The 26347-nt window shown below is 71.1% G+C and carries 20 protein-coding genes; 15 read left to right on the top strand and 5 right to left on the bottom strand.

Annotated elements, in window-relative coordinates:
• Positions 1-12: 12 nt before the first annotated feature.
• From ABTX24_RS06905 to ABTX24_RS06885, 5 genes are read left to right on the top strand one after another with little or no spacing between them, the layout of a single operon-like run.
• Positions 13-1275 carry an Nramp family divalent metal transporter gene (locus ABTX24_RS06905; RefSeq protein WP_350838372.1) on the top strand — a complete coding sequence of 421 codons (1263 nt, stop codon included), beginning with the start codon at positions 13-15 and terminating at the stop codon, positions 1273-1275.
• A 26-nt stretch (positions 1276-1301) separates the two neighbouring features.
• Positions 1302-1967 (top strand): response regulator transcription factor, encoded by a 666-nt coding sequence (locus ABTX24_RS06900; RefSeq protein WP_350714392.1) that lies wholly within the window; start codon positions 1302-1304, stop codon positions 1965-1967.
• Between the two features lie 23 nt (positions 1968-1990).
• Positions 1991-3346: a sensor histidine kinase gene (locus ABTX24_RS06895; RefSeq protein WP_350838370.1), complete on the top strand. Its 1356-nt coding sequence runs from the start codon at positions 1991-1993 to the stop codon at positions 3344-3346.
• Between the two features lie 35 nt (positions 3347-3381).
• Entirely contained in the window at positions 3382-4311 is a 930-nt protein-coding gene (locus tag ABTX24_RS06890) for a TAXI family TRAP transporter solute-binding subunit (protein ID WP_350838368.1), read from the top strand.
• 55 nt (positions 4312-4366) lie between these two features.
• On the top strand, positions 4367-5254 hold the full coding sequence (locus ABTX24_RS06885) for a helix-turn-helix domain-containing protein (protein WP_350838366.1): 888 nt from the start codon (positions 4367-4369) through the stop codon (positions 5252-5254).
• Here the strand turns inward: ABTX24_RS06885 and ABTX24_RS06880 are convergent.
• Entirely contained in the window at positions 5141-6310 is a 1170-nt protein-coding gene (locus ABTX24_RS06880; protein WP_350838364.1) for an MFS transporter, read from the bottom strand. The two genes, ABTX24_RS06885 and ABTX24_RS06880, sit on opposite strands and share 114 nt — an antisense overlap.
• Before the next feature lie 178 nt (positions 6311-6488).
• Between ABTX24_RS06880 and ABTX24_RS29650 the strand changes: the two genes are divergently transcribed.
• Genes ABTX24_RS29650 through ABTX24_RS06840 form a run of 7 tightly spaced genes read left to right on the top strand, consistent with a single transcriptional unit; the run spans position 6489 to position 13965 of the window.
• Entirely contained in the window at positions 6489-7769 is a 1281-nt protein-coding gene (locus ABTX24_RS29650; protein ID WP_502891069.1) for an amidohydrolase family protein, read from the top strand.
• Entirely contained in the window at positions 7766-8512 is a 747-nt protein-coding gene (locus ABTX24_RS06865; protein WP_350714400.1) for an ABC transporter ATP-binding protein, read from the top strand. Before ABTX24_RS29650 ends, ABTX24_RS06865 begins: the two co-directional genes overlap by 4 nt.
• Positions 8509-9390, top strand: coding sequence for an ABC transporter permease (locus tag ABTX24_RS06860; RefSeq protein ID WP_350838358.1), 882 nt, complete (start codon positions 8509-8511; stop codon positions 9388-9390). The genes ABTX24_RS06865 and ABTX24_RS06860 overlap by 4 nt, the downstream gene beginning before the upstream one ends.
• A gap of 45 nt (positions 9391-9435) precedes the next feature.
• A complete protein-coding gene (locus ABTX24_RS06855; protein ID WP_350838356.1) occupies positions 9436-10620 on the top strand; it encodes a substrate-binding domain-containing protein in 1185 nt (394 codons plus the stop codon).
• 5 nt (positions 10621-10625) lie between these two features.
• The gene (locus ABTX24_RS06850; RefSeq protein ID WP_350838354.1) at positions 10626-11969 is read left to right on the top strand and encodes an FAD-binding oxidoreductase; all 1344 of its coding nucleotides are present in this window, start codon (positions 10626-10628) and stop codon (positions 11967-11969) included.
• Positions 11969-12742, top strand: a complete 774-nt coding sequence (locus ABTX24_RS06845) for a creatininase family protein (protein WP_350838352.1) — start codon at positions 11969-11971, stop codon at positions 12740-12742. The genes ABTX24_RS06850 and ABTX24_RS06845 overlap by 1 nt, the downstream gene beginning before the upstream one ends.
• On the top strand, positions 12739-13965 hold the full coding sequence (locus ABTX24_RS06840; RefSeq protein WP_350838350.1) for an amidohydrolase family protein: 1227 nt from the start codon (positions 12739-12741) through the stop codon (positions 13963-13965). Before ABTX24_RS06845 ends, ABTX24_RS06840 begins: the two co-directional genes overlap by 4 nt.
• On the opposite strand, the gene ABTX24_RS06835 is transcribed toward ABTX24_RS06840, so the two are convergent.
• Positions 13955-14536, bottom strand: coding sequence for a cupin domain-containing protein (locus ABTX24_RS06835; protein ID WP_201451107.1), 582 nt, complete (start codon positions 14534-14536; stop codon positions 13955-13957). The genes ABTX24_RS06840 and ABTX24_RS06835 overlap by 11 nt on opposite strands.
• Before the next feature lie 148 nt (positions 14537-14684).
• On the opposite strand from ABTX24_RS06835, the gene ABTX24_RS06830 reads away from it, so the two are divergent.
• Positions 14685-15137, top strand: a complete 453-nt coding sequence (locus ABTX24_RS06830) for an agglutinin cell wall attachment protein (protein ID WP_160024949.1) — start codon at positions 14685-14687, stop codon at positions 15135-15137.
• A gap of 108 nt (positions 15138-15245) precedes the next feature.
• Complete coding sequence (locus ABTX24_RS06825; RefSeq protein WP_350838347.1) at positions 15246-20765, top strand: ATP-binding protein; 5520 nt, start codon at positions 15246-15248, stop codon at positions 20763-20765.
• A gap of 22 nt (positions 20766-20787) precedes the next feature.
• Here the strand turns inward: ABTX24_RS06825 and ABTX24_RS06820 are convergent, their stop codons facing one another.
• Together ABTX24_RS06820 and ABTX24_RS06815 are read right to left on the bottom strand one after the other, a co-directional pair.
• Entirely contained in the window at positions 20788-22077 is a 1290-nt protein-coding gene (locus ABTX24_RS06820; protein WP_350838345.1) for a hypothetical protein, read from the bottom strand.
• Between the two features lie 105 nt (positions 22078-22182).
• On the bottom strand, positions 22183-22620 hold the full coding sequence (locus ABTX24_RS06815; protein WP_201451106.1) for a DUF7144 family membrane protein: 438 nt from the start codon (positions 22618-22620) through the stop codon (positions 22183-22185).
• A 229-nt stretch (positions 22621-22849) separates the two neighbouring features.
• Between ABTX24_RS06815 and ABTX24_RS06810 the strand changes: the two genes are divergently transcribed.
• Positions 22850-25090: a winged helix-turn-helix domain-containing protein gene (locus ABTX24_RS06810; protein WP_350838343.1), complete on the top strand. Its 2241-nt coding sequence runs from the start codon at positions 22850-22852 to the stop codon at positions 25088-25090.
• On the opposite strand, the gene ABTX24_RS06805 is transcribed toward ABTX24_RS06810, so the two are convergent.
• The gene (locus tag ABTX24_RS06805) at positions 25087-26283 is read right to left on the bottom strand and encodes a cation:proton antiporter domain-containing protein (RefSeq protein WP_350838341.1); all 1197 of its coding nucleotides are present in this window, start codon (positions 26281-26283) and stop codon (positions 25087-25089) included. The genes ABTX24_RS06810 and ABTX24_RS06805 overlap by 4 nt on opposite strands.
• Between the last annotated feature and the right edge of the window lie 64 nt (positions 26284-26347).

Below are 26347 nucleotides of genomic sequence, written 5' to 3'. Positions count from 1 at the left end.
GAGTTACAACTGATGACTGTCATCGATGACAAGTCCGCAGGGGCCGTCCCTCGCTGGCGCTTGATCGGACCCGGCCTGGTCGTCGCCGCGACCGGTGTCGGCGCCGCCGACCTGGTCGCCACCATGATCGCGGGCAGCAAGTACGGCTATGCGCTGCTCTGGGCCGTCGTGCTCGGGTGCCTGATGAAGGTCGTGCTCGTGGAGGGAGCCGGCCGCTACAGCCTGTCGACCGGACGCACGATCTACGAGGGCTGGAGCAGCCTGGGCCGCTGGACCCACGCCTACTTCGGGCCGTATCTCATCATCTGGGGGTTCGTGTACGGCGCTGCCGCCATGTCGGGCACCGGCCTCGCCGCCCACGCCCTGGTGCCGGTGCTGTCGGTGAAGGCCTGGGGCATCATCGCCGGGATCTTCGGCCTCGCGCTGGTCTGGACCGGACGCTACGGACTGTTCGAGAAGGCTCTCAGCATCATGGTGCTGCTGATGTTCATCTCGATGGTCGCCGCCGCCGCGCTCACGGTGCCGAACCTGCCCGAGCTCGCCGCCGGCCTGGTGCCCCGGATCCCGGACGGGTCGCTGCTCAACATCCTGAGCGTCGCCGGCGGTGTCGGCGGCACGATCACGCTGGCCGCGTACGGCTACTGGCTGCGGGAGAAGGGCTGGGCGACCCCGGCGTACATGCGGGTGATGCGCATCGACAACTCGGTCGCGTACGTCGTGACGGGAATCTTCGTCGTCTCCACGCTCATCGTCGGGGCCGAGCTGCTGTATTCGGCCGGCATCGCGGTCGACACCGGCGACAAGGGGATGCTCGACATCGGGAACGTCCTCGAGGACCGGTACGGACCGGCCGCCGGAACGATCTTCCTGATCGGCTTCCTCTCCGCCGCGCTGAGCTCGCTGGTGGGGGTGTGGCACGGGGTCAGCCTCATGTTCGCCGACTTCGCAGGCCACGTACGGAAGGCCCCCGAAGACGCTCCCGAGCGGCTCGCCGGCGGCATCTGGTACCGCGGGTACATCCTGTGGCTGACGTTCCCGCCGATCATCGCCCTGTTCCTGGACCAGCCGGTCTATCTGATCCTCGCCTACGGTGTCCTCGGAGCGCTCTTCATGCCGTTCCTCGCGATCACGCTCCTGTGGATCCTCAACACCGACCGGGTGCCGCGCGAATGGCGCAACCGGATCTACTCGAACGTCGTGATGGGCCTGTGCGCGCTCGTCTTCGTGGCACTGGCGGTGCACCAGGTCCGCGTCGTCATCACCGGTGCGTTCTGATCACCGCACCAGGTTAGGTTGACTCCGTGCGGATTCTGGTGGTCGAGGACGACCCGAGCGTTGCGGAGGCGTTGGTGGACGCCTTCGAGGACGTGGGGTGGACCACGACGCACTGCAGTCGCGGCGACGACGGGCTGCACCAGATCGCCGGAGCCGACCTGGTGGTGCTCGATCTCGGCCTGCCGGACATGGACGGACTCGACTTCCTGCGTACGGTGCGGCGGGTCTCGACGGTTCCGGTGCTCGTGCTCACGGCGCGTGACAGCGACGGGTCCGTCGTCCTCGGCCTGCGTGCCGGCGCCGACGACTACCTGGTGAAGCCGGTCGGCAGGGCGGTGCTGCTCGCTCGTGTCCACGCGCTGGTTCGGCGGAGCCGGATGGCCTCCGCCGAACCGCGCCCGGCCGAACGCGTGGTCACGTTGGGCGAGCTGAGCGTCGACGTCGCTGCGCGCACCGTCCACCGTGCCGGGTCCCCGGTCTCGGTGACCGCGACGGAGTTCGATCTGCTGGCCGCGCTGATCGCCCGCACCGGCGAGGCGGTGAGCCGCGACGAGCTGCTGCTCCAGGTGTGGGGTACGCCGGCGGTCGGCAAGTCGCGGTCGCTGGACTTCTTCGTGACCGCGCTCCGCAGCAAGCTGGGTCGGGACCTGCCGCTGCACACGGTGCGCGGCTACGGCTTCCGGCTCGGCTGATCGAGAAGGGGGCGACGTAGGTGATGGAGCGTCGGGTACAGCTCGTCGTCGGCCTGCTCCTGCTCGGGACACTCCTGGCACTGGCGTTTCCGCTGGCGACCACGCTCGCCGACCGGCGGACCGCCCGGCTCGCGTCCGAGCGGGACCGGCAGATGGCGGTGATCGCGGAGGCAGCGGCCTCCGGCCAGCCGGTCGCAGAGCTCGTCGACCGCTACCACGACGTCTACGGCGAGCCGGTCCTCGTCGTCGATGCCGACGGCCAGGAACTCTCGCTCGCCGGCGACCTCGACGCCGACGCCGCCTCCGTCCGGGGAGCGCTGCGGGTCGGACTGGTGGGCGTGCCTCCCGTCGCGATGCCTCGGATCCTGCCCTGCACCACCGCGGACCCTCTGCGCGGAGCTCCGGGCCGCGAGGACGGCGAGGTCAGGTCGTACGCGCTGACTCGCGTCGACACCTCGGCTGCCGCCGCACAGATCAGGCGGGACTGGGCGCTCATCGCGGTCGGGGCGCTGGCGCTCCTGCTGGTGGCTGCGGCGCTCACCAGGCGGCTGTCGCGCTGGACCATGCGTCCGGTGCACTCGCTCGAGGCAGCGGCGCGCACGATCACGCACGGCGACCGCAGCGCGGATGTGCTCGCGACCGGCCCGGCGGAGCTTCGCGGTCTGGTCGCCGAGTTCAACCGCATGGGGGCCGCCGTCGAGAGGTCCCTGGAGCAGCAGCGTCAGCTGGTCGCCGACGCGTCGCATCAGCTGCGCAACCCGCTCGCGGCGCTGCGCCTGCGGGCCGACGGACTGGAGTCACATGTGAACAGCACCGGTGAGCGGGCCTATGCGGGTCTGACCAAGGAGCTGGAGCGCCTGGAGACGCTCCTCGACCAGCTGATGTCGCTCGCGCGGGCCCAGGAGGCCGGGGCGGCCCGTGCCGGTGGAGGCGTCACGGTCCCGGATCAGGTCGTGGGCACCGTCATCCGCGAGCGCGTCGAGGCCTGGCGCCCGGCCGCGGAAGCGGCAGGGCAGTCCTTGGCGATCACGGGAGACCTGCCGGAGGTGGAGGTGGCCGGGGTGCTCGACCAGATCCTCGACGTCCTCATCGACAACGCCATCCGCTATGCCGGTCCGGGCGCCCACGTCGAGCTCTCGGCGACCGAGACCGCCGACGGGGTCGTCGGCTGGGTCCGTGACGACGGGCCGGGGCTCGAACCCGACGAGTGGCACCTGGCGACCGAGCGGTTCTGGCGGTCCGGTGGCCAGCGGACGGGATCCGGCCTCGGACTGGCGATCGCCGAGGAGCTCGCGGGCGCCAACGGTGGTCGCGTACGCCTGCGGCCCGCCGAACCGGTCGGGACGATCGCCGAGTTCTCGCTGCGGGTGGCGTCGTGACCTGGACGGGAGGGCAGCTGACGAGGCGGACGTTGGTGCGGACGGTCACCGCCACCGCCATCGCGCCGACCGTGGCGTCCGTGGCGGGATGCGGCGACACCGCGACGTCACCGGTCACGATCGCGGCGGGCACGGAGTACGGGACCTATGCGGTCTTCGCGGGCCTGCTCGCCGAACAGTTGCGTGCCGTGAGCCCCGGGCTGGAACCGACGGTCCTGTCGACGGAGGGAAGCCTCGACAACGTACGTCTCCTCGGAGACGGCGAGGCCGCGCTCGGGCTCGCGCTCGAGGACGGCCTCGACCAGATCGTCGCCGACATGCCCGAGGAAGCGCGTCCGATGGCATTGGCGCGTATCTATGAGAACTATCTGCAGCTCCTCGTGACCGACGACAGTCCGATCCGCGAGGTCGGGGACCTTCGTGGCCGGCGGGTCGTGCTCGGGGCCGCCGGGTCCGGCGCCGCCGTGACCGCTGTCGTGCTCCTGGGAGCAGCCGGTCTGCAGACCCGCGATCTCACGGTGAGGTACATGGGGCTGGCTGCCGGTCTGGACCGGCTGCTCGAGGACGACGTCGATGCCGTGTTCTGGTCCGGCGGGATCCCGACCCCCACGATCAGCAAGGCGGGACGCGAGCGGCCGCTCCGGATGATCGACCTCGGGGCGCTCGCCGCGCCGATGTCGCGACAGTCCGGCTACCGCTACTCGACGCGGAAGGTGCCACCGGTCGACTACGGTCCTCCCTCGGGCGGCACGACGATCGGCGTCCCCAATCTGCTGCTGGCGCGCCGCGACCTGCCGCACGGAGTGGCGCGGGAGATCGTCGATGTGATGGTCAGCCGTGCGGACCTGCTGATCCCGGACTTCGTCCGAGGGCTGCAGTACCTGGAGCCCGCCACGATGATCCAGACCGGACGGATCCCTCTCCATCCCGGCGCCTTGTCGGCGTATCGCGCTCTGCACGGATGAGGTGGCGGCGACGGCCCCGGGAATAGCCGGGCGGCGGTCGCACGCTGGGGCTGATGTGAACGAGGACCGTCCGTCGTGGGAGATGACGCTCGCCTACCAGGAGGAGCTGGCCGCCGGCTCCGCCGGTGAGGACGTACGCTCCGCCACCTGGTTGCTCGTCGACGACGGCACGGTCGTGCTGACCGCCGCCGGGCAGTCGCACCTGCTGCGCGTCGGGGATGCGGCTCTGGTCGGGGGCCAGGTCAGGCACCGGGTGGCGACCCATGACGGGGCCGCGGTGACCAGGGCCGATCTGCGGGCGGTCGCGGTGGCGTACCCGCTCGCCAACCCGCTGGTCGTGCGTGACTTCGTCGGCAGGCACGGCGGCGTGGCCGAGCTGGTGCGACGCTGCCCGCTGGCGGGACCGTGCCGGCCGTCGGCGCTGTTCGCGTCGGGCTACGCGTCCCTGCTCGGCGCCGCGATGACGGCCTCCTGGCTCGAGGACACCGGGCGCGGCACCGACGGTCCCGCGTCCGTGCTCGACCCGACGGTGGCGCAGGTGCTCTCCGCGCTGATCGCGGATCCGGCACGGGCCTGGTCCGTCGAGGCGATGGCGGAGTCCGTGCACCTGTCGAGGTCGGCGCTGGGGGAGCGGTTCCGGCGCAGCCTGGGGCAGAGCCCGAGCGAAGCGCTGCGGGACGTGCGGATGCGCGCGGCCCGCCACCTGCTGGCCGGCGGTGACCGTCCGGTCGAGCAGGTGGCGTACGCCGTGGGCTACGGGTCGGGCGCGGCGTTCAGCCGCGCCTTCACCACGGTCCACGGGACCGGGCCGCAGGCGTGGCGGGACGGCTCAACCACGCGGGACGCGAACCGCCGCGAACCCCACCGCGGCGATCACCGCACCGACCGCGCCGATGAGGAGCACCCGGCCGACGCCGTACTCATCGAGGACCGCGCCTCCTAGCGCCGCCCCGAGGGCGATCGAGACCTGGAACGCGGTGACCTGGAGCGCCAGCGCCGACTCGGTGCGCTCGGGCTCGACGCGGGTGACCCACAGCTGCGTGCCGACCGGCACCAGGTTGAACCCGAAGCCCCACACGATCATGGCCACCGCCATGACCGGCGTGCTCTCGGCGAGGAACGTCAGCACCAGCCCGCCCGCGAGAAGGAGCGGCGCGACGGTGACGACGACCCGCAGCCGGTCGGCGAACCGCCCGGCCGCGAGGTTGCCGAAGAGCCCGCCGACACCCCACAGCGCCAGCATCCACATGCCGTCGCCCGGCGAGGTCTCCGAGATCGCGATCCGGATGAACGGGTACGCCACGAAGTTGCCGAGCACCACCACGACCACCAGGAGCACACCGGCGACCAGCCGCGGGTTGCGGAGGGCCTGACGCATCATGGTCAGCCCGGCCGACGGGTGGGCCGGCACCGACGGCAGCGCCCGGGCCAGCGCGGCGGCGGAGACCAGGCTCAGCACCGCCGCGGCCGCGAACCCCCAGCGCCACCCGGGGCCGTCGGCGAGCAGCGAGCCCAGCGGCAGGCCGACGATCGTGGCCACCGTGACGCCCAGCGCGATCGAGGTCGAGATGACGTGGTCGCGGCCCGGCGAGGCGTACGTCCCGACGGCGAACGCGAAGGACCAGTAGCCGGCGATCGCCGCACCCAGCACGAGCCTGCCGAGGAGCAGGACGATGAAACCGGGGGAGATCGCGACGGCCAGATTGGCGACGGCCGCGGCGATGAGCAGGCCGACCAGCAACGTACGCCGGTCCATCCGGGGGAGGAGCATGGCGATGGTCGGTGCGGTCGCGGCCCCGGCGATCGCGGTCGCCGCTACCGCGAGCCCGGCCGTCCCCTCGCTGATCCCGAGGTCGCGCGCCATCGTGGGCAGTACGCCCGCGGGCAGGAACTCGCTCGAGACCAGGATCGCGATCCCGGCGGCGAGGGCGACCACCGGCGCCGCTCGGCCCTGGGAGGTGGTCGTGGACGGGGTCGTTTCAGGCGAAGTCGTTGTCACCCTTCGATCGTCGCCGCGATCCGCGCGCCCGCGTTGATCGTCCGTCGCCCGTGCTTGACCGGACGACCGCCATCGCTGGTTTCATCGAGGAGGACCGAAACGGTTACGCCGCCGAAATAACCGCTCCCTACGCTCGAAAATGTTCATCTCATCAACATTTGAGCCGGAAGGGGTGTCGATGGCCGTGGCACGAAGTGCGGGACAGATCGGTCCGGTGGACGGCCCGGCGCAGCTGGCCGGCGTGGAGCTGACCGCTCTGCGCGGCGTACGTCTCCTCGACGGCACCTTCGCCGATCTCGACCTCGCGGACGGCGAGATCAACGTCGTCCGGCCGGTCGAGGGCGGTCCCGGGACAGATGCCACGGGCTGGCGGCTGATCCCCGCCGCCGGCGAGCCGCACGCGCACCTCGACAAGGCGCTGAGCGCGGAGCAGATCGAGCCGGGCCCGCAGGCCGGGAACGACCTGGTGACCGCCATCGAGCAGTGGCGCTCGCTCGTTCCCGCGCTCACCTCCGACGACTTCGCCGACCGCGCCCGGCGCGCGGTCCGCCGCTATGTCGCGAACGGCATCACCACGATCCGTACGCACGCCGACGCCCTCCTCGCGGGCGACCCGCTGCGCGGGGTCGATGCGCTGCTCGGCCTGCGCGAGGAGCTCAGCGGAACGGTCACCCTCCAGGTCTGCCTGCTCGCCGGCCAGGACGTCCCGGATGCGGTGATCGAGGACGCGATCGGGCGCGGGATCGACGTCCTCGGCGGGTGTCCGCACCTGGCCGACGAGCCCGCCAAGGAGACCAGCCGCATCCTCGACCACGCCGAGCGCTCCGGTCTCGCCGTCGACCTGCACACCGACGAGCAGACCACCACCGGCCACCTCGACCTGGCCGATCTCGCCGAGCAGGTCATCGCCCGCGGACTGTCGCAGCGGGTGACCGCCTCCCACTGCGTACGTCTCGGCATGCTCGACCACGACCGCCGAGCTCCCGTCGTGGACCTGGTGGCGAAGGCGGGGATCGGCATCGTGACGCTCCCGATCACCAACCTCTACCTGCAGGGCCGCGACGCGGACGGTGCGGTGCCGCGGTCTCACCGCGGTCCGGGCGCTGCTCGAGGCGGGGGTGCCGGTCGCCGCCGGTGCCGACAACCTGCGCGACCCCTTCAACCCGGTCGGCCGGGCCGACCCGTTCGAGACCACCTCGCTCCTGGTCGCCGCCGGTCATCTCCGGCCGGCCGAGGCCCTCGCCGCGGTCACGACGAGCACCCGCACCGTGCTCGGGCTGCCGGACGCGGGCACGGGACCCGGCAGCCGGGCCGATTTCATTCTCGTTCCCGACGTACCTCTCGACGACGTCGTCGCCGGAGCGCAGACCGCCCGCGTCGTCGTCCATGGCGGCCGCGTGCTCGCCGACACCCGCGTCAGCACCGTCCTCGATCTCGAACCCATGCCGAGGTGACATGAACACGACGACCACCACCGCCACGCTCGCCCTCTCGGGGGTGACGAAGCGATTCCCGACCGGTACCACGGCGCTGACCGGGGTCGACCTCAGCGTCGACGCCGGAGAGTTCGTCTCCGTCGTCGGCCCGTCCGGCTGCGGCAAGTCCACCCTGCTCCGGCTGGCCTCGGGACTGGAGGACGCCACCGTCGGCCGGGTCGACGTCGACGCCGACACCACCAGCTACGTCTTCCAGGACCCCACCCTGCTGGAGTGGCGCAGCGCCCGGAAGAACGTCGAGCTGATCGGCGAGCTGAGCGGGCTCCCCAAGGAACAGCGCCGCCGAGCGGCGCAGGAGGCCCTCGACCTGGTCGGCCTCACCGGCTTCGAGAAGCAGCATCCGCGCCAGCTCTCCGGAGGCATGCGGATGCGGGTCTCGATCGCCCGGGCCCTGGTCGCCGAGCCCGACCTCGCTCTCTTCGACGAGCCGTTCGGCGCGCTCGACGAGATCACCCGGCTGGCGATGCAGACCGAGCTGCAGCGACTCTTCAAGCTGCTGGGCTTCGCCGGCCTCTTCATCACCCATTCGGTGGCCGAGGCCGTCTACCTCTCGACCCGCGTCGTCGTGATGAGCGGCCGGCCGGGCCGGATCGTCGCGGAGATCCCGGTGCCCTGGGAGTTCCCACGCCCACCCGAGCTGCGTTTCGAGTCCGACTTCGCCCACCTGGTCGGCCAGGTCTCCGAGGCACTGGAGGAGCACGCATGAGCACCGAGCTGAGCACCGAGCTGATCGTCGAGCCGGACGTCGAGCCCGTGACCGAGGCCGCGCCTGCCGAGCCGCCCACCAGACGTACGTCCCCGGTGCTCCGCAGCATCATCGCCAAGGTCCTGCCGATGATCGCGGCGCTCGCCGGCCTGGCGGCCGTGTGGTACGCCGTGACGTACCTCGTCCTCGGTGAGGACAAGCGGTTCCTCCTGCCGCCGCCGCACCAGGTCTTCGGCGAGACGCTGGGCCGGCCGGAGATCATGCAGCCGATGCTCGCCGCGCTGTGGCAGTCGGTCATGGTCGCACTGGCCGGTCTGGCGATCGCGGTGGTCATCGGGATGGCCTGGGCGATGGTGATGGCGCAGACCCGGCTGCTGGAGAAGGTGCTCTACCCCTATGCCGTCATCCTGCAGACGGTCCCGATCCTGGCGCTGACCCCGCTGATCGGGATCTGGATGGGCTACGGCATCGCGGCCCGGATCGTGGTCTGCGTGATCATCGCGGTCTTCCCGATGATCGCCAACACCCTCTTCGGCCTGCAGTCGGCGACGGCGCCGGCGCACGACCTCTTCACCCTCAACCGGGCGACGCGGCTGCAGCGGCTGCTCAAGCTGCAGCTGCCCGCCGCGATGCCCGCGATCTTCACCGGCCTGCGCAACGCCGCCGGGCTCTCGGTCATCGGCGTGATCGTCGGCGACTTCTACTTCCAGCAGGGCAGCCCCGGCATCGGTGGCCTGCTCCGCGTCTACACGCTCCGGCTCAGCATGGAGCCGCTCTTCCTGGCGATCATCCTCACCGCCCTCTTCGGTGTCGTCGTCTTCTCGGCCTTCGCCGCTCTCGACCGCGCCGTCATCGGCAAGTGGTACGGCGAGCGCTGATCTCACTCCATCCCCCAAGCTCTACCCATAGACAAGGGACACAGCATGAACCGACACATACCCCTGCGCGCCGCCACCCTCGTGGCACTCTCGACGATGGCCCCGTTCGCACTGGCCGGCTGCGGGAGCGACGCCGGCTCCGCCAACACCGCCACCGCAGGCGAGGTGACGAAGGCGGAGAAGGGCAGCGCGAAGGACCTCTCCGACGTCTGTCCCGCGACCGTCGTGATGCAGCAGGACTGGCAGCCCGAGGCCGAGCACGGCGGCATGTACAGCCTGATCGGCGAGGGCTACACCGTCGACACCGACAAGAAGACCGTCACCGGGCCGCTCGTCTCCGGGGGCGTCGACACGGGCGTGAAGATCGAGGTCCGCTCGGGTGGGCCGGCGACCGGCTTCCAGCCCGTCCCCGCGACGATGTACCTCGACAAGGACATCCTCATCGGAGCGGTCAACACCGACGCCGCGATCGCGGCCGCGGAGAAGCAGCCGACCGTCGCGCTGGCCTCACAGCTCACCGTCTCACCCCAGATCCTGATGTGGGACCCGAAGAGTCAGGACGACGCGAAGACCATCGCCGAGGCCGCCGGCGACGGCGACCCGGTCGTCACCGCCGGCGACGTCATCCCGGCGCTGCTCGAGTCGCAGGGGATGATCGAGAAGAAGCAGTCCGACCTCTCCTACGAGGGCACCCCGCAGCGCTTCGTCACCGAGCCCACGATCCTGCAGCAGGGGTTCGCCACCGCCGAGCCCTACATCTACGAGAACGAGATCAGCAGCTGGGCCAAGCCGATCGGCTACCAGCTGCTCGCCGAGGTCGGCTACACCATCTACCCCGAGCCGATCGCGGTGCGCGCCGAGGACGTCCAGAAGGAGGCGGACTGCCTGGAGAAGCTCGTCCCGGTGATGCAGCAGGCCGAGATCGACTACCTGGCCGACCCGGACTGGGCCAACGGGATCATCGTCGACATCGTCGAGCGCTATCAGACCGGCTGGACCTACAGCGAGGGCGTCGCCGCGTACGCCGCCAAGACGATGACCGACCTCGACCTGGTCCACGACGACCCGAAGTCCGGAGTCTTCGGCCAGATCGACGGCGAGCGGATGAAGGGGATCGTCGAGACGTTCGCGCCGATCATGAAGCAGGCCGGCACGATCACGTCCGACGACATCGACCCGGAGTCGCTCTACGACAACCGGTTCATCGACGACTCGATCTCGATGAAGTGATGTCGATGACCATCTCGCAGCGTACGTCCCAGGTGACCGCCCTGGTCGCCGACCGCCTCGGCGTGGACCGGGTCGAGACCGACCCGGCCGCTCTGGTCAAGCTCTCCTCGGACTGGTCCCGGATGTCGCCGGTGCTCCAGGAGAAGGTGCCGAGCGGCAGGTACGTCGCCGACGCCATCGTCCGGCCGCGCACCGAGCAGGAGGTCGCCGACGTGCTGGCCGTGGCCTACGAGCACGACGTGCCGGTCGTCCCGCGTGGCGCCGGGACCGGCAACTACGGCCAGGCGACACCGTTCACCGGCGGGATCATCCTCGACCTGCGCGGCCTGGACTCGATCGAGGTGCTGGCCGACGGCAACCTACGCGCCGGGGCCGGTGCCCGGATGACCCGCATCGACAAGGTCGCCCGGGCGGCGGGGCGCGACCTGTGGATCTTCCCCTCCACCAAGGGCTCCACGATCGGCGGCTTCATCGGCGGCGGCAGCGCCGGCACCGGGACCATCGAGCACGGCACCACCTCCGACGGCTTCGTCACCGAGCTGACGGTGGCCCCGATGGACGGCAGCGGACGCCTGTTCACGGTGACCGGCGAGGAGACGCTGCCCTACATCCACGCCTACGGCGTGACCGGCGTGGTGACCTCGGTGGTCGTCCGCACCGATCCCGCACGGGACTGGGTGGCGGTCTACGCCGCCTTCGACAGCTGGGACGCGATGGTGTCCGTGCACCGCCGCCTGCTCGACCTGCCGGTGCTGCCGAGGCTGGCCTCGGGCGACGAGCCGGCGCTGGTCCCGACCCTGACCACCAACGTCGAGCTCGACCCGTCCCAGCACAGCCTGCGGGTGATCGCGGAGGCCTCCACGGTCGCCGAGATCGAGTCGCTCGTGATGGTGGCCGGAGGCAGCGTACGGGCTCGTCTGGAGGACTACGCCGCGACCGATCTGCTCTCCGGGATGTCCTACAACCATCCGGTCTACTTCCTCCAGCGCGCCCACCGTGACCGGAGCTGGTTCCACATGGAGACCGGCGGCGAGCTCTACTGGAACGACGCCGACCGGGTGCGGAAGGTCTACGACGGCCCCGTCTGGCTGCACCTGGAGCTGATGGGGACCGCCCCGCTGGCGATGGTGGTCGCCGAGTACGTCTCCGAGGAGCAGGTCCTCGCCGGCATCCCGCGGTTCGACGAGATCGGGGTCGGCGTGCACTCGCCCCACCAGTGGTACGTCGACCGCAACGTCGAGCTCGTTACCGCGGTCGCGCGCGAGCGCGACCCCAAGGGGCTGCTCAACCAGGGCAAGCTCACCGACCACGCGCTGGTCGACACCCGCATCAACATCGGAGTCCGCTGATGCCCCGTTTCGCCGACCTCACCGCCCCCGAGATCGCCGCTCTGCCCGAGGACACCGTCGCGGTGCTCGGTCTCGGCGCGATCGAGCAGCACGGTCCCCACCTGCCGGTCTCGACGGACTACGTGATCGCTGCCGAGGCGGCCTCGGCAGCGGTGGCGGCCGTGGCCGAGGCGGGCAGCGCGTCCGTGGTGCTGCTCGAGCCGCTGGCCTACACGAAGTCCGACGAGCACTCCTGGTCGCCCGGCACCATCTGGCTCTCCTGGGACACCCTGATGCGGGTGCTGGTCGACATCGGCCGCTCGCTCAGCACCTCCGGGATCACCCGGCTGCTGTTCGTCAACGGCCACGGCGGCAACTCTGCGCTCGGGCAGGTCGCCAGCCGTGAGCTCCGCAAGCAGTTCGGGCTGGCGACCTTCTTCGCGCACCTCTCGGTGCCACCCGACCAGGGAGGACGCTCCTCGCGGGAGGACGAGCTCGGCCTCGGCATCCACGGCGGCCACGGCGAGACCTCGATGATGCTCCACCTGCGGCCCGAGCTCGTGCACCAGGAGCGCGGGGAGCGGAAGGTGCCCGCGCACCTCGCGGGCTATACGCACATCGGCTTCGGCAAGCCGGTCTCCTTCGGCTGGCTCTCCGACGACTTCGGCACCGACGGCTACCTCGGCGACCCGACCACCGCCACCGCCGAGGACGGCAAGCTCCGCTTCGAGGCCGGGGTCGCCACGCTGGCCGAGGTCATCGTGGAGGCCTCCCGCTTCACGCCGTCGGCATGACGCTGCGGATCACCGGGGCAGCCACGGGCGACCTCTCGATCGAGGGGCCCGACGACACGCTCGACGCCTCGGGCTGCCTGGTCACGCCGGGCCTGGTCAACGCCCACCATCACCTGCTGCAGACCGCGTTCCGCACGCTGCCGGGGACGCGCGGCGTCCCGATGGCGACCTGGCTGCCCACGATGGCGGCGGCCTACGACCGCGTCGGGGTCGATGCCGAGCTCACCTACGCCACCGCCCGGGCCGGGCTCGCCGAGTCGCTGCTCTGCGGGGTGACGACCGTGGCCGACCATCACCTGACCTGGCCGGGCTCCCTGACCCCGGAGGAGACGGTGCCGTTGGCGCAGGGGACCGCGCGAGCGGCGGCCGAGCTGGGCGCCCGCCTGGTCCTCGTCCGCGGTGCCGCCCGGGACGACCCCGAGACCGCGGCGCACAGCGCCGACCTGATCGCGGAGGCGCTGGTGGGGGACGCACCCGGCGGGGTGAGCGCCGACGGCATGCTGCAGGTCGCGGTCGGGCCGGCCGGGGTGCACTCCGATCCGGAGCCGACCTTCCGGCTGATGGGGGAGGTGGCTGCCCGGCGCGGGCTGCGGCGGCGTACCCAGGCCAACGAGCAGGTCGACGTCGCGATCGCGGCCGAGCGCTACGGCCGCCGCCCGATCGACCTGCTGGAGGAGTGGGGCTGGCTCGCGCCCGACGTGACCCTGGCCCATCTGTGCGACGTGACGCCGGACGAGATCCGGAGGCTGAGCGCGGCCGGGGTGAGTGCCACCCATGCGCCCGGCTGCGACCTGCCGATGGGGTGGGGGATCGCGCCGGTCGCCGCGCTCCGCGAGGCGGGGATCGCGGTCGGGCTCGGCACCAGCGGTGGCGGCAGCAACGACGCCGGTCACCTGCTCGCCGACGCCCGTCTCGCCATGCAGGTGGCACCGCTGGTGGGTCCTCCGCTGGCGGCCGCCGAGGCGCTCGCGATGGCGACCACCGGCTCGGCGGCCGGCCTCGGCCGACCGAGGCTGGGGGAGGACCAGGACCTGTGCGTCTGGGACGTCTCCGGGGTCGCCGACGCCGGCGTCCACGACCCGGTCGCCGGCCTGCTGTGGGCCTCGCCCGGACGGCGTCCCCGGCACGTGGTCGTGGCCGGCCGGGTCGTCGTCCGCGACGGGGTGCTCACCACCGCCGACGAGCGCGAGATCGTCGCGGATCTGGGGCGGCTCAGCGCCTGAGCTGCTCCTTGACCACCAGCAGCCGGAAGAGCTCGCCGTCGGCGCTGGCCCACCGGTGCCGTACGCCTCCGGGGATGTAGACCGAGTCGGCGGTCTCCATGACCTGCTCCTCGCCGTCCAGGTCGATCCGGAGCGTCCCGCCGACCACGTAGACGAACTCGTCCTCCTCGTGCTGCCAGTAGCGGTCCCAGGTCGGCTCGTCCCCGGCGAACTCCATCGGGATGAACGCGTGGTCGGCCCCGGCGACCAGCGCCTGCACCATGCCGTTGGACGCCTCCGCGGTGCCGGGGTCGGAGCGGCGTACGACCGTCACGGGGCCGGCGGAGGCGCTCTCGACGCTGTCCGCGAGCAGCGCCTGCTGGGTCGTGCCCAGCGTCTCGGCGATCCGGAACAGCGAGGACATCGAGGGCCGCGCCATCCCCCGCTCGATCTGGCTCAGGAACGGGTGCGACAGGTCGGTCGCCTCGGCGAGCTGGACCAGCGTCATCCCCTGCCCCTTGCGCAGCTCCCGCACGCGGGCGCCCAGCCGCAGCACCGAGCGATCCAGGGACTGTCGCGGATTCCGAGTCACCTGCTCAACCTAGCCGTGGACGGCGCTCCGCGTTCACCGCGTCACGAGGAACTCACGGTTCCGTCGCGTGTCAGAAACAACACATCCGTTCCTGCTCTGCGAAACGGAGTTTCGAAATGGTGTCGACAGCGGTAGTAGGTTGAGGGGCATGACCGTTCCTCCTGTGGTCAGACAGGAACAGCTCATCGACGAGATCGCCCTCCACCTCGCTGACGAGGTAGAGGGCGACTGGTCCACGTTGGTCTTCAACCACCGCAACCTGTCCATGTTCTTCACCGGCCGCATCGACGTCCATCGCCCGGACGGCAGCTTCGCGCACGCCCGGCCACCCGACACGATCCTCGCCCTGACCGATGAGCTCCGGCGGGTGATGTACGAGCCCGGCAAGGGGGCCTGGTTCTCCGCGCGCTGGACCATCGCGTGCGAGGGCGGCGAGGCGCCCACGACGAACGTCGCGTTCAACTACGAGGACGAGCCCGTCTGGCGATGGCCCGCGCACCCTGGGCTGTACGCCCTCGACCTCGAGACCTTCCCACGTGACGAGGATCGCATCCCCGCCTGGCTTCGGCAGAAGGTCAACGGCGCCCGCCGAACGCTGTAGGGACGCCGGTCGACCCGTCTCGCTTGGGAAGGACCCACAAGGAATCCCGGCGAAGCCTGTCGGAGTTGAGCGGTCACAGGAGCGGCGGCAGATGAAAGGGTCTGCACCGTGCCACAGGTCTCTCGAATTGCCATCGTCAACCGCGGTGAAGCCGCGATGCGTCTGATCCATGCTGTCCGCGACCTCAACGCGCGGGATACGTCCGAAGGGACGATCCGCACCATCGCGCTGCACACCGACGTCGACGCCGGGTCGGCGTTCGTACGCGAGGCCGACGAGGCCTACTTGCTCGGCGCCGCCGCGGATCGCCCGTACCTCGACCTCGCCGTCCTTGAGCGGGCGCTCGTCGCCTCCCGGGCCGACGCCGCCTGGGTCGGCTGGGGCTTCGTGGCCGAGGACCCCGCCTTCGCCGAGCTGTGCGACCGGCTGGGCGTCACCTTCATCGGCCCCAGCGCCGAGGCCATGCGGAAGCTGGGCGACAAGATCGGCTCGAAGCTGATCGCCGAGGAGGTCGGCGTCCCGGTCGCTCCGTGGAGCCGCGGGGGCGTGAACACGCTGGAGGAGGCGCTCTCGAGCGCCGAGGAGATCGGCTACCCGCTCATGCTCAAGGCCACCGCCGGTGGCGGCGGTCGCGGCATCCGGAAGGTCACCTCCGGTGCCGAGCTCGCCGAGGCGTACCAGCGCACCCGGGACGAGGCGGAGCGGGCCTTCGGCAGCGGCGTCGTGTTCCTCGAGAAGCTGGTCACCGACGCCCGCCACGTCGAGGTCCAGGTCATCGCCGACGGTCAGGGCACCGCCTGGGCGATCGGCGTACGCGACTGCTCCGTGCAGCGGCGCAACCAGAAGGTCATCGAGGAGTCGTCCTCCCCGCTGCTGACCGAGGACCAGTCCGCCGAGCTCAAGGCGTCCGCCGAGCGGCTCGCCACGGCGGTGGGCTACGCCGGAGCCGGCACCGTCGAGTTCCTCTACCACCCGGGCGAGAAGACGTTCGCCTTCCTCGAGGTCAACACCCGCCTCCAGGTCGAGCACCCCATCACCGAGGCCGTGACCGGCACCGACCTGGTCGCGCTGCAGATCCAGGTCGCCTCCGGCGTACCGCTCGCCGGCGACCGGCCGCTCGAGCGCGGCCACGCGGTCGAGGCCCGGCTCAACGCCGAGGACCCGGACCGCGACTTCGCGCCCGCTCCGGGGCGGATCAGCCGCCTCGAGTTCCCCGCCGGCCCCGGCATCCGCGTCGACACCGGCGTGGCCGAGGGCGACACCATCCCGGCCGACTTCGACTCGATGATCGCCAAGGTGATCGCCTGGGGCGCCGACCGTGAGCAGGCGCTGGCGCGACTGCGCCGGGCGATGGGGGAGACCACCGTCATCATCGACGGCGGCGCGACCAACAAGAGCTTCATCCTCGATCTCCTCGACCAGCCCGAGGTCACCACCGGCAGCCCGTCCTGGGCCGACACCGGATGGATCGACCGGGTGCGCGGTGAGGGACGGCTCCAAGCGGCCCGGCACGCCGGCGTCGCGCTCGTCGCTGCCGCGATCGAGGGGTACGACGAGGCCGAGCGCGGCGAGATCGCCCGCATGCTCCAGACCGCCCAGGGCGGCCGCCCCCAGATCCAGCACGACCCAGCCCGCACCATCGAGCTGAAGCTGCGCGGGGCGACGTACGCCCTGACCGTTCGGCAGTCCGGACCCGCCCGCTACCAGGTCACCATCACGGCCGGCGGCGAGCGACGCACCCTCACCGCCACCCTCGACCGGATCGACGAGGTGCACGGCCGGCTCACCGTGGACGGCCACCGCTACCGGCTGGTCACCGCCACCCACGGCCCCGTCCATCTGGTCGAGGTCGACGACGTGATGCACCGGGTCAGCCGCGACGAGGGCGGTATGGTCCGCGCCCCCGCGCCGGCGCTGGTCGTGTCCACCCCGCTCGCCGTCGGCGACGAGGTGGCAGCCGGGCACCCCGTGCTGGTGCTCGAGTCGATGAAGATGGAGACCGCGCTGACCGCGCCGTTCACCGGCCGGGTCAAGGAGCTCCTGGTCCGGGTCGGGAGCCAGGTCGAGACCGCGGCGCCGCTGCTGCGCCTGGAGCCGACCGGCGAGGCCGAGGGCGAGGCGACCACCGCCACCCTGGCCGACCTCGATCTGCCCGAGCCCACCACCGAGCCCGGCCGCAGCAACGGTGCCCTGGACGACCTGAGCAGTCTGCTGCTCGGCTACGACGTCGAGGATGATCAGCGTCCGGCGCTGCTCGCCGCCCATCTGGCCTCTCGCTCCACCCGCGCGCCCGCGGAGACCCTGCGCGTCGAGATGGACCTGCTGGCCCTGTTCGCCGACTTCGCCGAGCTCAGCCGCAACCGCCCGGCCGGTGACGAGCCGTCCACCGAGCTGCGTGTGCACAGCTCGCGGGAGTACTTCCACACCTACCTGCGCAGCCTCGACCCCGACCGGGGCGCGCTCCCGGACCACTTCCGCGACAAGCTGCTGCGGGTGCTCGCGCACCACGGCGTCACCGACCTCGAACGTACGCCGGAGCTCGAGCGCGCGGTGTTCCGCATCTTCCTCGCCCAGCAGCATCCCTCCGACGTCGACGTCGCGATCGGGGTGCTGCAGCGCTGGCTCGGCGACCCGCCCCCGGCGACGGAGGACGCCGCCGAGGTCCGCGCGCTGCTCGAGCGGATGGTGCGCGCCACGCAGCTCCGGTTCGCCGTGGTCGGCGACCTGGCCCGCTCCGTACGGTTCGGCTGGTTCGACCAGCCGCTGGTCGATGACGAGCGCCGCGCGGTGCTGGAGGGTGTGCCGGCCGAGGTCGCCGCCCTCACCGACCCGAACGCCCCCGACCGGGCCGCCCGCGTCGACGCACTGGCGGCCGTCCCCGAGCCGCTGGTCGGCTTCCTCCGTGACCGGCTGATCGAGGGACTCCCCGAGAGCGAGCCGCTGTTGGAGGTGCTGATCCGGCGCCACTACCGCGACTACCACCTGCACGACCTGACCGTCACCGGCACCGGCAACGGCGACGGACGCCCGCTCGTGCACGCCGAGTACGCCACGGACGACAAGGGCGCGACCCGCGTGGTGTCCACCATCGGCGACGTGACCGAGCTCGCCAGCCCCGACGGCGAGCTCGGTGCCGCCATCACCTCGGCGCTGAGTTCCGACCACGATGACGTCGTCGAGATCTACCTGCGCTGGACGGATGCGCCGACCGATCCGGACCTCGCCTCGGCCGAGCTCGCCAAGATGCTCGCCGGCCACGAGTTCGCCCGCCGCGCCCGTCGCGTCTCGGTCGCGGTGTGCCATGCCGCGCCGCAGCCGATCGACTACTTCACCTACCGCCACCACGCGGACGGCGCCCCGCAGACCCCGACCGCCGAGCTGGTCGAGGACAGCCTGGTCCGGGGCATGCACCCGATGGTCGGTCGCAGGCTCAACCTGTGGCGGCTCAGCGAGTTCGACGTCACCAGGCTCGCCGCGCCCGACGATGTGCTGCTCTACGAGTGCGTCGCCCGGGCCAACCCGGCCGACCGTCGGCTCGTGGCGGCCGCCCAGGCCCGCCAGCTCGCCGTGGTCCGCGACGACGAGGGCCGCGTGATCGCGCTGCCGCACGTCGAGCGTGCCGTGGAGAACTGCCTCGAGGCGATCCGCCGCGTACGCACCGCCCGAGGCCGCGAGGGCACCAAGCTCGACGTGAACCACGTGTGGGTGACGGTGTGGCCGGTCGTCGAGGCGGATCTCGACCAGATCACCGCGCTCCAGAGCAAGATCACCCCGCTCAGCGAGGGCGCCGGGATCGAGGAGGTGCTCGCGCAGGGCCGGGTGGCCGGTCGGGACGGCGGCGACCCGACCCCGCTGGCCATCCGCTTCCACGCCAAGCCGGGCGCGGGCGTCGTGGCCGACGTCATCGAACCGCCCACCGAGCCGCTCGCCCCGATGGACGAGTACGCCGCCAAGGTGCTGCGCGCCCGACGCCGCGGTCTCGTCTACCCCTACGAGCTCCAGCGCGCCCTGGCCGGGAGCGGCACGGTGGTCGAGCACGACCTCGACGCCGACGGCGTACTCGTACCCGTCGATCGTGCTCCCGGGCTCAACAGCGCCGGCATCATCGTCGCCGTCGTGACCACCCCGAGCCCGCTCTACCCCGAGGGCATCAGCAGAGTCGTGCTCTGCGGTGACCCGCTCAAGTCCCTCGGTGCGCTCTCGGAGCCCGAGTGTGCCCGGGTGATCGCGGCCATCGACCTCGCCGAGCGGATGAAGATCCCGGTCGAGTGGTTCGCGGTGTCGGCTGGTGCGCGGATCTCGATGGAGAGCGGCACCGAGAACATGGACTGGGTCGCGGCCGCGCTGCGCCGGATCGTCCAGTTCACCCAGGACGGCGGCGAGATCAACATCGTCGTCGCCGGGATCAACGTCGGTGCCCAGCCGTACTGGAACGCCGAAGCGACGATGCTGATGCACACCAAGGGCATCTTGGTGATGACCCCGGACAGCGCGATGGTGCTGACCGGCAAGCAGTCGCTCGACTTCTCCGGCGGTGTCTCCGCCGAGGACAACCACGGTATCGGCGGCTACGACCGGGTCATGGGCCCGAACGGGCAGGCGCAGTACTGGGTGCCCGACCTGGCCGGTGCCTTCCGGGTGCTCATGGCGCACTACGAGCACAGCTACGTGGTTCCCGGCGAGACCGGGCCGCGCCGCGCGCCGACCTCCGACCCGGTCGACCGCGACGTGTCGTCGTTCCCCCACGCGGGTGACTTCGCATGCGTCGGCGAGATCTTCTCGGCCGAGCACAACCCCGACCGCAAGCGACCCTTCGACATCCGCACGGTGATGCGGGCGTTGGCCGACGCCGACCACGAGATGCTCGAGCGGTGGGCCGGCATGGCCGATGCCGACACCGCCGTGGTCGTCGACACCCGGATCGGCGGCTACCCGGTCAGCCTGGTCGGCATCGAGTCCAAGCCGGTGCCGCGCGCCGGCTTCCCTCCCACCGACGGTCCGGACACCTACACCGCGGGCACCCTGTTCCCGCGGTCATCGAAGAAGGTCGCGCGTGCGATCAACGCGGCGTCGGGCAACCGGCCGCTGGTGGTGCTCGCCAACCTGTCCGGCTTCGACGGCTCCCCGGAGTCGATGCGCAACCTGCAGCTCGAGTACGGCGCCGAGATCGGCCGCGCGGTCGTCAACTTCCAGGGGCCGATCGTCTTCTGCGTCATCTCCCGCTACCACGGGGGTGCGTTCGTGGTGTTCTCCAAGCACCTGAACCCGTCGATGACCGTGCTTGCCATCGAGGGTTCGTACGCCTCGGTCCTCGGTGGTGCACCTGCGGCGGCCGTCGTGTTCGCTGCGGAGGTCTCCAAGCGGGCGGCGGCCGACCCTCGGGTCGCCGCGCTCGAGGAGCGCATCGACCACGCCGAGGACGGGGAGCGCGGCGAGCTCGTCGTCGAGCTGGCCGAGCTCCGCGCCCAGCTGCGGGCGGACAAGATCGCCGAGGTCGCGGCCGAGTTCGACGACGTGCACGACATCCACCGCGCCGTCGAGGTCGGCTCGGTCGACGAGGTCATCGCGGCCAGCGACCTGCGGCCCAAGGTGATCGACGTCATCGAGCGGGCGTGGGGCAACGGGTGACCGACCGAGGTCACCACCTGCTCTAGGTCGCCGGGCTGGAGCCCAGGGAGGCGGATGCCTCCCTGGGTCGGCCGGCTCCGGCCAGGATCTGGAGAACGACCAGCAGGGCGAGCACCAGAGCCAGGGACCACCAGAGTCGGTCCATCGTGACGTCGTTGCCCCAGAGGAGGACCACGCCACCCAGCGCCACCACGGCGACGCGCAGCCAGGTCACGTTGGCGGCGACCCAGCTGCCGGCTCCACCGACGGGGCCGTCCCCCAGACGAGCGCCGACGCTCTCGAGACCCCCGCCGATGGTCGTACGTGCGGTGGTGCCGTACCTGTTGGAGCCGGCGAACCAGCCGGCGAGCACGATCACCAGACCGAGCCACAGGACCACCTGCTGGCCGCGGTCGAGGTAGGTCAGCAGGGTGTCGAAGAAGACCCTGCTCGCCGGCCCGAAATCGGTGCCGGCGAGCGCGTTGACGAACATCTGCCGCCCGATGGACAGCGCCCATGCCAGCACCAGGGCGTTGGCGGCGATGACCGCTCCGATCCACACCGCCATCCGAGGCCGGCGGCGGGCCAGCACCAAGGCGGCCAGGAACAGGACCCCGACCACGGGAAGGAGCCACTGGGCGACCGGGTTCGAGAACGCGTAGATCGTGCGTACCTGCCGGAGCTGGGGTGCGTCCATCAGCACGATCTGACGGTCGGTCTCGGGGATGGGCACGTTCTCGACGATGGTCAGACCCCGGGCGACGAGTCGTTCCTTGACCCGTTCGATGACCTCGTCGATGTCGAGCACGACCTCGTCGCCCTGGAGCGACACGGCCCCGGTGTCGTCGCCGTTCAGGATGCGCTGGAGGGTCTGCTGGGCTCTGGTGTTGACCAGGACCCAGATGTCGGCGAACTCGTCGGAGGCGATGAACGCGCGTACCTCGCGCTCCACCAGACCGTTGATGGCCGCGGCAAGAGGCGCCACGAGCTGCTCCAGGCGCGGTCTGTCCTCGATCACGCCGGCGAACGCGGTGTTGAGGATCGCCTCGACGTCGACCTGCTGCTGGATCGCCGCGGTGACCCGGGTCGCGATCACGTCCTGCACCTCGGGAGACTCCACGAGGGGGCCGACGGTCTCGACGTACCGCTCGGCGTCGTTCAAGGTGCGCTGCCCCCAGTAGGCCACCGCCGCCGGCGTGGTCAACAACCCGGCCAGCACCAGGCAGATCACCGCCGCGATCGAGCGTCCTCGTGAGGGTCGGTCGGAGGTGGTGGCGACCGGGTCGTCGGTGGGTTCTCGGAGTTCGCGGGTGATGGGCGAGTCGTTCGACATGGTGGTGGTCCTCTCGGCAGGTCCCGTCTTCGAACGAGGCCGGTCCCCAGGCTGTCCGGCGGGTCCGTCCGAGACATCACCCGGAGCGGGCGAACCCAGGTCCCGTCAGCGGGTGATGTCGCGCCCGTGCGCCGTCAGCGCCCAGATGACGAAGATGTCGACAGCGATGATCAGCATCGACCAGAACGGCGAGTAGGGGATGAACGCGAAGTTGGCGCAGGCACTCAGCACGGCCAGGGTGACGCCGATGACGCGACCCCAGACCATGCCGTTGAGCACAGCGAAGCCCGCGAACACCACAAGCAGTCCCAGGATCAGGTGGATCCAGCCCCAGCTGGTGGCGTCGAGCTGGAGCAGGTAGTTGGGAGTCGTGACGTAGAACTCGTTCTCGAAGAGGGCGACGAGGCCGGAGAAGGCCTGGAAGCTGCCGGCCATGATCATCATCACGCCGGCGAACAAGATGAAGCCGGTCGCCCAAGTGCTGGGTGGCGGTTCCTGCGCCTTCCAGGTGGTCTCATCGTTCAATGGGGTCTGTTCGGTCATGACGGGACGCTCCTTGGATTGCCGCCGACCGCGAGGGACTCGATGTCGGGTCGTGAGGTGAACGGACGATCTCAATCTGGTCGTCCGGACCCGTGGGCGAATCACTCTCATTGTGTGAAACGTGAGGGCGTCAGGAATGACACGGTGGCCGTAGAGTGCGCCGGCTCTGCCCACAACTCATCCGTCAGGGATGAGACGTCGTGCTGCCCGGATCTCTAGCGTGCGAAGCGTGGAAGACGCTGGTGAAGCCGCGCGAACGGCCGCTGGGCTCGACGACGTTCTGCTGGACGTCAAGCTCTCGGTCCCCGAGCTGCCGCCCAGACTGGTGAGCAGGGCCCCTCTGATCGAGGCGGCCCGGAACAGCGGCGCGCCGTCGGTCGGGATCACCGCGCCCGCCGGCTACGGCAAGTCCACACTCTTGGCGCAGTGGGCAGAGGCCGAGGACCGCCCGGTCGGTTGGGTGTCGCTCGACCGCCTGGACGACGACTCCAGCGCACTCCTCGTGCTGCTCGCCTCGGCGTACGCGCGGGCCGTGCCGGATCAGCAGGGCGTGGTCGCCGACGTGAGCGGTCTGGGCGTCTCGCCGTTGGGGCGCGCCGCGCCGCACCTGGCCGCCGCCCTCAGCCGAAGCCCGGAACCCTTCGTGCTGATGGTGGATGACCTGCATGAGCTGCACTCCTCGGCCTGCCACGATGTGCTGAGCGTGGTCATCGCCGGTGTCCCGGCCGGCTCCCAGCTGGTGTCGGCGAGCCGCGTCGAGCAGCCCCACCTGGCTCGGCTGCGCGCCTCCGGCGCCGTCCTCGACGTGCTGGGACCCGACCTGGCGCTGGATGTGACGGGTGCCGAGCAGATCTTCACCGCGGCACAGGTGCCGCTCACCCGTGACCAGGCGATGGTGGTGACCGAACGGACGGAGGGTTGGGCGGCCGGCCTGCACCTGGCGGCGATGATCGCTCGGGACACGAGACAGGACGTGTCGAGCATCTCCGGCGACGACCGCTACGTGGCCGACTACCTCTACCGGGAGTCGCTGAGCCATCAGGACGAGGCGACGCAACGGTTCCTGCGGCGTACCGCAGTGCTCGACCGGCTCTGTGGCTCGCTGTGCGATGCGCTGTCGGGGGACACCGACGGTCAGGACCGGCTTCTCGCGCTCGAGGGATCCAACTCGTTCCTGCTCCCGCTCGACCGGCGGCGGGAGTGGTACCGCTATCACCCGCTGTATCGCGAGTTCCTGCTCGGAGAGCTGCGTCGGGTCGAGCCCGAGGTCGTCGCGAAGCTGCACCTGCGGGCCGCCGACTGGTTCGAGGCCAACGAGTCCTCGGCGATGGCCCTCGAGCACCTGCTGAACACGTCGGAGCGGGACCGCTGCGTCCAGATCGCGACGCAGCTGGTGCTGCCGACCTACAGCGCCGGGCAGATGTCGACCGTGAGGCGGTGGCTGTCCGTGCTCGGTGACTCGGCCATCGAGGAGCACCCGCCGTTGGCCGTACTGGCCGCCTGGATGGACGTCCTCGGAGGCGACCCCCTCGGGGCGCAGCGCTGGGCTGCGGTGGCAGAGGCTGCGGAGTACGACTGGGTGCCGATGGACGGCACCGCATCGTTCGAGTCGGCGCGCGCCATGCTGCGGGCCGCCATGTGCCCGGCGGGACCTGCGGCGATGATGCGTGATGCCGACCTCGCCATGGTCCACGAACCGCCGTGGAGCCCGTGGCGCGACACGGCCCTGGCCGACGCCGCCGAGGCGCAGCTGCTCCTGGGGAACGTCGAACGGGCCGCCGCCCTGTTCGCCGAGAGCTCCACCGCCGGAGCCGAGCTCGGCAACACCGACACCATCGTCAACGCTCAGGCCGAGCTCGCGCTGTTGGCGATGGAACGCGGACGATGGGACGAGGCGGCGGAGCGGGTCGCCGCCGCCCTCGCCGTCGTCGAGAAGCACCGGATGTACGACTACGCGATGAGCGTCCTCGCGTTCGCGGCCGCTGCCCGGCTCGGGTTGCACGACGGGAATCTCGGTGAGGTCGACCGGCAGCTGACTCGGGCCATGCGCGCGCGTCCGTCCTGCACGTACGTGCTGCCGCACCTGGCCGTGCGCAGTCGCCTCCAGCTGGCCAGGGTGTTCTGGGCACGCGGCGATCAGACGTCCGCCCGGCACCTGCTGCGCGAGATCGACGACGTGCTGCAGCGCCGACCGGAGCTCGGGGTGCTGGTCGACCAGGTCGCGAGGCTGCGCGCCAGGATCAACTCCTCAGAACGTGTCACCGCTGGCAGGCCGCCCCTGAGTCCGGCCGAGCTGCGCCTTCTGCCCTATCTCCAGACCCACCTCACCATCGCCGAGATCGGCGAGCGACTGTTCGTCTCCCGCAACACCGTCAGCTCGCAGGTCGCCTCGATCTACCGGAAGCTGGGCGTCACATCGCGAAGTGATGCGGTCCGGCAGGTCATCTCGATCGGGCTCCTCGGCTCCTAGCCATCCGCAGGCGGTCCTTGCGCGGCGAACCGGTTCGCCGCGGGTACGGCGCTGAACCCGTGCGCCATCACGCTGAGCAGGACGGTGAGCGAGATGACCGCGACCACGTCCTCACCCGCGACATGGAGATCCTCCAGCGCGATCAACGCGAAGATGACCGAGGCCAGGCCGCGCGGGCCGAACCAGCCGACGAACACCACGCTGTAGCGGTCGAGCCCCGCGCCGAGCAGTGCCAGGACGACCGGCAGCATGCGGACGACGGTGAGGCTGAGCACGGCGTAGCCCAGCATCGTCCAGCTCCACGCGTCCTGGATGACCGGAATCGCCAGTGCACCGAAGATCAGCCAGCTGATCATCGAGGCCATGTCGCTGGACTGGTCGACGAAGTAGACCTCCTTCTCCCCGCTTCGTCCGGCAACGGTGCCGAAGACCAGGCCACCCACGAAGGCGGCGACGAACCCGTTCCCATCCGTGACGAGTGCTACGGCGTACGCCAACAGGGCCAGTGCGAGCACGGCCGGGCCGCCGAGCTCCTCGGACAGCCAGCCGCGCTTGCGTGCGCGCCTGGTGACCACGCCGCCCACGCTGCCGACGACGATGCCCGCGATCAGGCCGACCAGCAGGGAGACGACCGCGCCGCCGGGGCTCTCGACACCGAGCACCCCCTCCTCGACCGCGACCCCGGCGATCGCCACCAGCACGATCGGAGTGGCGATCCCGTCGTTGAGCCCGCTCTCCACGTTCAGAACGCTTCGCACCTTCGCGGGCACATGAGGGTTCGACATGACGGGTGCACCGAGGGCAGCATCCGTCGGCGCGAGCGCGGCGCCGACCAGGAGCGCTGCCCACGGGTCGAAGCCGAGCACGATCATCGCGGCTCCGGTGCCGATGGCGATCGTCAGCGGCAGACCGACACCGAGCAGCCGGACGTAAGTGCTCAGATCGCGTCGGAACTGCGCGAGCCGGACCCGCGACGCATCCGCGAAGAGGACCCAGACGAGGGTGACCTCCGCGATGACCTTGACCAGCTCGGGTTCGGCCTCGAGCTCGAGAAGGCCGAGTACGTCCGCGAACACCCAGCCGCCTGCCACGAACACGATGGGGGCGGTGAGCCCCAGCTGTTGGAGGCGACCTGCGAGGACGCACCACGCGACGATCGTCGCGAGAACCGCGACGAGCGCCGAGGTTTCCATGGGGCGGACCTCCCGGTCGGCTCAGCGTGGGTGTATCACTCCCGTCTATCACGGACCCGAGGGG

This window comes from Nocardioides sp. NPDC127514, from assembly GCF_040302125.1.
Lineage (GTDB): Bacteria > Actinomycetota > Actinomycetes > Propionibacteriales > Nocardioidaceae > Nocardioides.
The sequence above is the reverse complement of the archived record's forward strand: the minus strand, read 5'-3'. Positions and strand labels throughout refer to the sequence as shown.

Excerpts from the sequence above, each read along its gene's own strand:
- ABTX24_RS06905 (WP_350838372.1), top strand. The coding sequence starts at position 13 with ATGACTGTCATCGATGACAAGTCCGCAGGGGCCGTCCCTCGCTGGCGC.
- ABTX24_RS06895 (WP_350838370.1), top strand. The coding sequence starts at position 1,991 with ATGGAGCGTCGGGTACAGCTCGTCGTCGGCCTGCTCCTGCTCGGGACA.
- ABTX24_RS29650 (WP_502891069.1), top strand. The coding sequence starts at position 6,489 with ATGGCCGTGGCACGAAGTGCGGGACAGATCGGTCCGGTGGACGGCCCG.
- ABTX24_RS06865 (WP_350714400.1), top strand. The coding sequence starts at position 7,766 with ATGAACACGACGACCACCACCGCCACGCTCGCCCTCTCGGGGGTGACG.
- ABTX24_RS06860 (WP_350838358.1), top strand. The coding sequence starts at position 8,509 with ATGAGCACCGAGCTGAGCACCGAGCTGATCGTCGAGCCGGACGTCGAG.
- ABTX24_RS06855 (WP_350838356.1), top strand. The coding sequence starts at position 9,436 with ATGAACCGACACATACCCCTGCGCGCCGCCACCCTCGTGGCACTCTCG.
- ABTX24_RS06850 (WP_350838354.1), top strand. The coding sequence starts at position 10,626 with ATGACCATCTCGCAGCGTACGTCCCAGGTGACCGCCCTGGTCGCCGAC.
- ABTX24_RS06845 (WP_350838352.1), top strand. The coding sequence starts at position 11,969 with ATGCCCCGTTTCGCCGACCTCACCGCCCCCGAGATCGCCGCTCTGCCC.
- ABTX24_RS06840 (WP_350838350.1), top strand. The coding sequence starts at position 12,739 with ATGACGCTGCGGATCACCGGGGCAGCCACGGGCGACCTCTCGATCGAG.
- ABTX24_RS06830 (WP_160024949.1), top strand. The coding sequence starts at position 14,685 with ATGACCGTTCCTCCTGTGGTCAGACAGGAACAGCTCATCGACGAGATC.
- ABTX24_RS06820 (WP_350838345.1), bottom strand. The coding sequence starts at position 22,077 with ATGTCGAACGACTCGCCCATCACCCGCGAACTCCGAGAACCCACCGAC.
- ABTX24_RS06815 (WP_201451106.1), bottom strand. The coding sequence starts at position 22,620 with ATGACCGAACAGACCCCATTGAACGATGAGACCACCTGGAAGGCGCAG.
- ABTX24_RS06805 (WP_350838341.1), bottom strand. The coding sequence starts at position 26,283 with ATGGAAACCTCGGCGCTCGTCGCGGTTCTCGCGACGATCGTCGCGTGG.